The organism is Rhizobacter sp. P2_H2 (assembly GCF_056403375.1).
In genome coordinates this window covers 1-907 of sequence record NZ_JBFUFP010001553.1, presented here as the reverse complement: position 1 = coordinate 907, position 907 = coordinate 1, and the positions used below count along the sequence as shown (strand labels likewise).

Sequence of the window (907 nt, the reverse complement as noted above, 5' to 3'; positions counted from 1 at the left end):
GCACCGAAGGCGCCGGGCATCGCGCCGCTGCGCTGGCGGCACGGCTGCAGGCGGTCGACCCGCGCCAGGTACTGGCGCGCGGCTACGCGTGGCTCGAGGACGGGCAGGGCGCGCCGGTGGCCAGCGTGGCGGCACTCACCGTCGGGCAGCGGCTCGGCGCGGTGCTGTCCGACGGCCGCGCGACAGTGGACGTGACGCAAGTGACGTCATCGGACGCGCGCCTGCAACCCGCGTCTCCTCTGCCTACAATGCGCCCCACCTGACTCGATACCCGAAAGGAATTCGCATGGAACACACTCTGCCGCCGCTGCCGTACGCACAAGACGCCCTCGCTCCGCACCTGAGCAAGGAAACGCTCGAATACCACTACGGCAAGCACCACAACGCCTATGTGGTGAACCTGAACAACCTGCAGAAGGGCACCGAGTTCGAGTCCCTGAGCCTGGAAGAGATCATCAAGAAATCCTCCGGTGGCATCTACAACAATGCCGCGCAGATCTGGAACCACACCTTCTTCTGGAACGGCATGAAGCCGGCCGGCGGCGGCGAGCCCAAGGGCGCGCTGGCGGCGGCGATCACCGCGAAGTTCGGCAGCTACGCGTCGTTCAAGGAAGCCTTCACGAAGAGCGCCGTCGGCAACTTCGGTTCGGGCTGGACCTGGCTCGTGAAGAAGGCCGACGGCAGCGTCGACATCGTCAACATGGGTGCCGCCGGCACGCCGCTGACGACCGCCGACAAGGCGCTGCTGACGATCGACGTGTGGGAGCATGCCTACTACATCGACTACCGCAACCTGCGCCCGAAGTTCGTCGAGACCTTCCTGACCTCGCTGGTCAACTGGGACTTCGCCGAGAAGAACTTCGCCTGAGCGAGCGTTCGTCGCCCAGCAAAAAGCCGGTCCCTGGAC

The 907-nt window shown here is 65.8% G+C and carries 2 protein-coding genes; both read left to right on the top strand.

Annotated elements, in window-relative coordinates:
- Window positions 1-263, top strand: a 263-nt coding sequence (locus tag AC1D15_RS34685) for an exodeoxyribonuclease VII large subunit (RefSeq protein WP_477829647.1), incomplete at its 5' end; no start/stop codon positions are given.
- Between the two features lie 23 nt (window positions 264-286).
- Window positions 287-868 (top strand): superoxide dismutase, encoded by a 582-nt coding sequence (locus tag AC1D15_RS34680; protein ID WP_047508842.1) that lies wholly within the window; start codon window positions 287-289, stop codon window positions 866-868.
- The last annotated feature ends 39 nt before the right edge of the window (window positions 869-907 follow it).